This window comes from Kitasatospora sp. NPDC098663, from assembly GCF_044760075.1.
Lineage (GTDB): Bacteria > Actinomycetota > Actinomycetes > Streptomycetales > Streptomycetaceae > Kitasatospora.
The window spans coordinates 1-6,406 of the sequence record NZ_JBIWAP010000109.1 but is presented as its reverse complement, the minus strand read 5'-3'; the positions used below and the strand labels follow the sequence as shown (position 1 = coordinate 6,406).

Below are 6,406 nucleotides of genomic sequence, written 5' to 3'. Positions count from 1 at the left end.
CGTGCCCCTGCGCCGCGGCACGGGGGCTCATCAGTTGGACGGGTTGTGGTAACCGTCGTAGGGGACGCCGAGGTAGGGGAAGGTGTCGAGGTAGGGGTTCTTGACGTCGGCGGGGGTGAGGCCGTCGGTGATGGCGCTGGTGGCGGCGTCGGGGGTGAAGGAGGGGTCGACGAGCGGCAGGGTCAGGCCGGCCACGGCCCGCAGCTCGACGGTGACGACGTCGTCGAAGACGCGGCGCCCGTTCGGGAAGCCGGCCGGGTCTCCGGCGACCAGGCCCAGGATATTGGGCTTGGCGGCCGGGGGGACGGCGACGTTCAGGCGGAGCATGTCGGCCTGGGTGTCGCCGGTGTAGTTCTGGAAGCCGGGGACGACGCCGTGGGGGATGCCGGTGAGGAGGATGGCGAGGAGGTCGGCGCGGGGCTTGGTGTAGGCGGCCAGGTTCGGGAAGACGCCCGGGTACAGGGCGGGCAGCAGCTTGGCGAGTTCGGGCATGGCGACGTACTGGGCGAAGTTCTTGTCGTCGGCCGGGGGCTGGGAGTTCCACAGGTCCTTCTTCCCCATGGGGATGATGACCTCGTTGACCAGCGGGTTGCCGAGGCGGGAGACCTGGACGAAGGGGCCGGACTCGGTGTCGTGTCCAGTGGTGTTGATGATGCGGGCCTGGCGGCGGGAGGCGGTGGTGTACACGCCGATGGTGGCGTGCGGGTCGCTCACGTCGCCGGGCTTGCGCCCGCCGAAGGTCAGGTCGGTGATCGGGACTTGGAGGGCGATGCTGTGGACGTTGAGCGCCTTGGTGGTGTTCACGCCCGGTGCGGGCTGGGTGAAGGCGGGCATCACGTGCAGTTGCTGGAAGGGGCGCAGGGTGCCGAGGTCGAAGATCGAGCCGAGGTCGACGTAGAAGCCCTCGGCGCGCTGCCCGGCGAACACCTTCCGCCCGCCGTCGAGCCGGTGCACCGCCATGTTCGCCAGGAAGGTGTAGTCGGGGGTGGAGAGCGGGCCGATGTTGCAGGGCGGGCAGGCCAGGTGCTCCCCCAGCACCGTGCGGCGGCCGCTGGCCTCGACGCGGGTGACGGTGTAGGTCTGGCGGCGGTTCCAGTTCGGGTCGCCGAGCGAGGTGATGGGGCCGGTGTTGTAGAGGAACGAGTCGGGGTTGCGGACCTCGACCTGGAAGCGGAACTCGTAGGTGACGTCGGGTCGGCCGTCGTTGTCGTTGTCGATGTGGACGGCGTAGAGGACGTCGTCGCCGAACTCGTAGAAGTTGGGTCCGCCGGCCGGGCCCTGGAGGGGGATGTAGTTGGCGATGAGGGTGACGGTGTCGCCGTGGTCGGGGCTGACGAAGGCGTAGACGTCGGTGCTGTCGGCGACCGGGTCCTTGGAGATCTCGGGGGCTTCGCGGTGGGAGGACATGTCAACCTCACAGGGGGTGCGCGGGCAGGGGAGGGTGACCGGCCGGCTCCTGGTGGAGCTGCCGGGAGCCGGCCGGTGTTCGGGGGGAGGGGGGTGCTGTCAGCCGAGGGCGCGGGCCAGGGCGGCGGCCAGGACCGGGTCCTGGACGCGCTGGTGGTGTTCGCCACTGAACAGGTCGAGGTGGCCGGAGCGCAGGTCTCGCACGTGCACGATCATCGGCTCGTCATGGTCGGGAACCGGCGCGTGGCGCGATTCGGGCACCGGGGCGGTCTCGGCCGCGGCCGCTGTGCCGGCGCCGGTGATCACGGTCGCGGCCAGGCCGGCGGCGCCGACGGCCGCGGCCTGGCGCATCAGGCGGCGGCGGGACAGGCCGTCGGGCGGGGTGTCGGCTGCGGGAGTGTCCGGGGACATGGGGGTATCTCCTTCACATCGGTGTGGGGTGAATCGGCGCGCCGCCGGCTCGGTCTGATTGCCGCCCGCAACGGTGGACGATCCCGCCGACTGGAGTGCGTGGGCGGGAAAGGCGATTGAAGGTGACGGCCGTGGGCCCCAGGCGCCGGGCGGTCACCGGCAGTGAAGTGCCGGCGCAATGCCCAGGTCAAGGCGACGCGCAACCGCCGGCGGCCGGCCTTCACCTGGCCGGACCGGCTGCGCCGCAGCTCAGCGCCCTGGCGCTCACCCGAGCGGGTGAAAGCGGAAATTGAGCCCCGCGGGGACCCATCTGCCGCCGGGCGGGGCACGAAGACGATGCGACAGGACGCTCCCGCCGCTCTCCCAGGAACCGGCGGGCAACGTTGCGACACGCATCGGCCGTTGGCCGTGCACGGAAGATCTGAGGTGCTGGGGAATGTTCCAGACGCGCGGGTTGGAGATCGTCATCATCGGCCTGGTGGTCCTCGTGCTGTTCGGAGCCAAGCGGCTTCCGGACTCGGCACGGGCGCTGGGCAAGTCGCTGCGCATCCTCAAGGCCGAGACGGCCGCGCTGAAGAACGACGGCGCCCACCCTGGGGAGGACACTTCCGGCCCCGGCCAGCGAGTGCAGGCAGCAGCGTTGGAGGGCGACATCGTCGAGCCCGTGCCCGTGTCCGTACCCACCGGTCAGCCGTCGCGCTCCGCGCACTGAACCCCGGCCTGTGGACGCGGAAGGGTCAGTGTGAAAGCCCGAGGAACCTCCGGTGGGCAACCGGACAACCCGAACGGTGCCGTCATGCCGCTGCGCGGCCATCTGCGGGAGCTGCGCTCCCGGTTGACGAAGGTGGCGCTGTCTCTGCTGACGGGTTCGGCGGTGGGGTGGGCGGTTCACGAGCGGGTCGTGGACGCCCTGACCGGGCCAGCCTGCCGGATCACCCACGTGCACGGCGTCGGCGCCGCCACCGCGGCCTGCCCGAACGGGCTGCTCGTCCTGCAAGGCGCGCTGAGCCCGCTCAGCTTCTCCTTCAAGGTCGCGCTCGTGGTCGGGGTGCTGCTGGCCAGCCCGGTCTGGTCGTACCAGGTGTGGGCGTTCATCGCGCCGGGCCTGTACCGGCGAGAGCGCCGCTACGGCCTCGGGTTCGCCGCGGCGGCCGTTCCGCTGTTCGCCGCCGGCGCGGCCCTGGCCTGCAGCGTCTTCCCGAAGACGATCGAGCTGCTGGCCTCGTTCACGCCGTCTTCGTTCGGCCTGGTGCTGCCCGGGGACGAGTTCCTGGACTTCTTCCTGCGGATGGTCGTCGTCTTCGGCCTGTCCTTCCAGTTCCCGCTGCTGCTGGTCGTCCTCAACCTGGTCGGCGTCGTCAGCGCCGCCCGGCTGTGCAGCTGGTGGCGGATCATCATCTTCCTGATCTTCGTGTTCGCCGCCGTCGTCGTACCCACCGGCGACCCGCTGACGATGCTCGTGTTGGCCGTGCCAATCTGCCTGCTCTTCCTCGCGGCCCTCGGCATCTGCTCCCTGCACGACCGCCGCAAGGGCCGCCGGCCCGACGCACTCCTGCCCGATGACCAGGCATCGCCCACGCCGTCCGCCCACCCGGCCGAGGCCAGCGAACTCGCCGACGCCCTCCGGTAACCCGGCACGACCGGCCACCACGCCGGTCAACCCGCGGGCCCGGACCACCGAACGGGTCCATTCTTCAACGTCAAGGGGTGTTCACGTGCTCGACCTGAGCCTGGTCAAGATCGCTGTCCTCATGGCGCTGGCCGTCATGATCTTCGGGCCCGAGAAGGTACCCGCTCTGGTCGCCGACGCCCTGCGACTGCTGCGCAACCTCCAGGCATTCGCCCGCACCGGCACCGACGAGCTGAAGCAGAGCCTGGGGCCGGAGTTCGCCGACCTGCGCCCCCAGGACCTCCACCCCAAGGCCCTGGTGGCCCACGCCCTGACCACCGCCGCCCCGGAACTGTCCGGCCTTACCCACGAGATCCGCGGGAGCGTGCAGCCCCTCGAAGCGCACCTGCGCCACGGCCTGGACATCGAGCCGCGCCCGGCCGCCGCCTCCAGCCCGGCGTCACCGATGGGCCCCGAGAACTGAGGCGGACACCGCCACTGCAGAGCGGAGCATCTCCCGCCGCGCCCCGGTCACCGCGGGAGAGCGCCGGACCGGGTCGAGACGCGCCGACGGACGCGCACACAGTCGCCCCTTTTCCGCAACGCGCCCTGCTGCGCGGGCTCGGTGCGTTACGGGTGGTTCAGGCGGCACAGGACCACAGCGGCGGTCAGCCCGTAGGCCGCGTGCGGGACAGCGTCCGCGAGCCAGTCCTTCGCGCTCCAGGTCCGCGGGTCGGTGACCTCGAGCGCCGCCAGCGAAGCGTCGGAGGCGGCCATCGCCGCCAGCGTGAGCGCGACGGCCGTCAGGGCTGTGCCGTAGCGGGTACGGGTGCCGCTGGCCGCCCCCAGGAGCGTGCCGACCGCCACACCGCTGGCGATGCCCAGCAGCGGCCCGAGGCCGGACACCCGGTTGCCTCGCCTCTCCTCGTCGCCCGGGATCGGCACCGACGCCTTGTCCGCCAGGCGTTCCACCGCCTGCCCGGGAGTGCCGCTCGCCGGGCGGGCGCGCACCGCCATGTCCAGGTAGGTCACCGCGTTCAACGCGGTCGTGCCCGCCGCGCCCGCGGCCGTGCCGGCAAGCATCCGCCGGGCCAGGCGGCTGTGGACCATCGCATCCGTGGTGTGCATGAGGGATCTCCTTTCCGCGGTCCCGGTCGGCACCGGCTGACAGTGCCGTACCCAGGGTCTTCATGGCGCCTGCCCCGCGTGCGCCGTGTCACGCGCGGATGTACCGCCGAGCCGGGACGGCACAACGGCTGCTCTGGCAGGTTCCGGCGAACGCCGCCCTTCAGGGGCCTCCCCCGTCGCCGCCGGCACCTCAGCTGTCGTTGTGCAGGACCATGCGCAGGCGAAGCAGGGCGCCGCGGACCCGCTGCTGCGCAAGGAGGCGCTGTGTTCGCTGATGTGGTCGACGGGTGCGGGGCGTTCGAGCAGGGCGGCTCGCAGGTCACGCTCGTGAACGGCGCGTCCGGTACGTACACGGTCAATGGCGCGGCGGCGGGCGATAATGGCGATCCAGACCCTGGCGGTGCCGCGCGCCGGCTGGAAGTGGTGGGCCTTGCGCCAGATCTCCAGCAGGACTTCCTGAACGACGTCCTGGGTGTGGCCGCGGTCGCGGACCACGCGCAGCACGATCAGGAACAGGGCGGCACCGATCGCGTCGTGGAGCTGGTCGAAGGCCCGCGGGTCGCCGTCGGCGACCCGCATGAGCAGCTGCTCGACGGCGGCGAGAGCAGGCTCGGGTGCGCGAGGCGTCATACAGCGCCGACCTGTCGGGTGGCTGTGCTCGACGGGCGGCGGATCGCCGCAGACCGGGACGCCCTCGCAGGCCCAGGCAGCGCCTCGGCGGCCGGGGGCAGGCGCGCTCCCGCGGGATTTTCGAGGCGCGGTGTAGCGCCGTGGTGCGCGGGGAGCGTTTTGCGGGTGGGGACGGGTGTTCAACTCGCAGGGGTGCGCCCGTCTGCCGGGCGGATCAGCAGGACGGCCAGGGCCAGTAGGGCGATGCCCTGGGCCCAGGCGGCGGTGGCCTTGTCGGTGGACCAGACGGGCTCGTACATGTCCGGGAGGGGCCCCAGGGCGCCAATGTCCGCGTAGCGGTAGAGCAGGATCGCGGCGAGGCCGGCCGCGGCGACGGCGAGCGCGAAGATGTCGCCGGCCCGTCTGCGCCACAGCAGCACGAGCAGGGCCGCCAGGGCTGCGGCACCGGCCTCCGCGCGGAACAAGTCGCCTTCGCTGACCGTCTTGGCGACGGCGTCGTAATGCCCGGCAAGCCGGGCGTGGATCACCGTATCCACAACCAGGCCTGCGGCCGCGACCAGGCGCAGCAAAGCGTGCGCGAGCGTCCTGAGTGACATCCGGTTGGGATGGGGGCTGGTCATGCAGACCTCCTGACGCGAAGCTCGCCGTGCGTGGGGTCAGCTGACGGTGAGGGTGGCGTTCATGTACTGGTGGATGCTGCAGATATAGGGGTGGCGGCCGGGCGTGGACGGGGCGGTGAAGGTGGCCGTGGCTCCGCCGTCGATCGCCTTGGTGTCGAAGGACTTGTCGTTGGCGGTCACGGTGTGGGCGGTGGAGTCCTCGTTCAGCACTGTCACGGTCTGCCCGGGGTGCACGGTGAGGTCGGTCGGCTGGAACTGGAAGTTCTTGATGGTGATCCGGGTACCGGACGAGGTGGCGGTAGAACCACCGGCCGTTTGGGGGGATGCGGAGTGGCTCGACGCGCAGGCTCCGAGGGTCAGGGTCAGCAGCGCGCCGGCCAGGGCGCAGCGAAGGCGTACGGCGGTCACGGGCGACGTCCGTTCCGGGAATGGGGAGGTGGGGGTGGGTGCCCGGGCGCGAGGGAGTCGACGTCCCGCGTCCGGGCACCCACCGGTTCGAGGTCTGCTCAGACGGTGAGCAGGGTGGGGCTGGCGGCCTTGTCGGTGGGCAGGAAGTCGTCCGGGACGGGGTACTGGCCGAGCACGTAGTTGAGGATGGCCG

At 71.6% G+C, this 6,406-nt stretch carries 9 protein-coding genes; 3 read left to right on the top strand and 6 right to left on the bottom strand.

What is annotated here, in order from left to right; translation table 11 throughout:
* Nucleotides 1-30: 30 nt before the first annotated feature.
* Both ACIQVZ_RS42080 and ACIQVZ_RS42075 read right to left on the bottom strand, forming a co-directional pair.
* Nucleotides 31-1,407, bottom strand: a complete 1,377-nt coding sequence (locus ACIQVZ_RS42080; RefSeq protein ID WP_402458379.1) for a DUF4331 domain-containing protein — start codon at nucleotides 1,405-1,407, stop codon at nucleotides 31-33.
* A gap of 99 nt (nucleotides 1,408-1,506) precedes the next feature.
* On the bottom strand, nucleotides 1,507-1,818 hold the full coding sequence (locus ACIQVZ_RS42075) for a hypothetical protein (protein WP_402458376.1): 312 nt from the start codon (nucleotides 1,816-1,818) through the stop codon (nucleotides 1,507-1,509).
* A 436-nt stretch (nucleotides 1,819-2,254) separates the two neighbouring features.
* Between ACIQVZ_RS42075 and tatA the strand changes: the two genes are divergently transcribed.
* The 3 genes from tatA to ACIQVZ_RS42060 all read left to right on the top strand — a co-directional run bounded on the left by tatA (nucleotide 2,255) and on the right by ACIQVZ_RS42060 (nucleotide 3,911).
* Entirely contained in the window at nucleotides 2,255-2,530 is a 276-nt protein-coding gene (tatA, locus tag ACIQVZ_RS42070) for a Sec-independent protein translocase subunit TatA (protein WP_402458373.1), read from the top strand.
* Nucleotides 2,531-2,614: 84 nt separating this feature from the next.
* The gene (gene tatC, locus ACIQVZ_RS42065; protein ID WP_402458371.1) at nucleotides 2,615-3,448 is read left to right on the top strand and encodes a twin-arginine translocase subunit TatC; all 834 of its coding nucleotides are present in this window, start codon (nucleotides 2,615-2,617) and stop codon (nucleotides 3,446-3,448) included.
* Nucleotides 3,449-3,533: 85 nt separating this feature from the next.
* On the top strand, nucleotides 3,534-3,911 hold the full coding sequence (locus tag ACIQVZ_RS42060) for a hypothetical protein (protein WP_402458369.1): 378 nt from the start codon (nucleotides 3,534-3,536) through the stop codon (nucleotides 3,909-3,911).
* Between the two features lie 146 nt (nucleotides 3,912-4,057).
* Here the strand turns inward: ACIQVZ_RS42060 and ACIQVZ_RS42055 are convergent, their stop codons facing one another.
* The 4 genes from ACIQVZ_RS42055 to ACIQVZ_RS42040 form a co-directional block, all read right to left on the bottom strand.
* Nucleotides 4,058-4,555, bottom strand: coding sequence for a hypothetical protein (locus ACIQVZ_RS42055; protein ID WP_402458366.1), 498 nt, complete (start codon nucleotides 4,553-4,555; stop codon nucleotides 4,058-4,060).
* 60 nt (nucleotides 4,556-4,615) lie between these two features.
* The gene (locus tag ACIQVZ_RS42050) at nucleotides 4,616-5,134 is read right to left on the bottom strand and encodes a sigma factor (protein ID WP_402458364.1); all 519 of its coding nucleotides are present in this window, start codon (nucleotides 5,132-5,134) and stop codon (nucleotides 4,616-4,618) included.
* Between the two features lie 230 nt (nucleotides 5,135-5,364).
* Nucleotides 5,365-5,805: a hypothetical protein gene (locus ACIQVZ_RS42045; protein ID WP_402458361.1), complete on the bottom strand. Its 441-nt coding sequence runs from the start codon at nucleotides 5,803-5,805 to the stop codon at nucleotides 5,365-5,367.
* Between the two features lie 36 nt (nucleotides 5,806-5,841).
* Entirely contained in the window at nucleotides 5,842-6,213 is a 372-nt protein-coding gene (locus ACIQVZ_RS42040) for a cupredoxin domain-containing protein (RefSeq protein ID WP_402458359.1), read from the bottom strand.
* Nucleotides 6,214-6,406 lie beyond the last annotated feature (193 nt).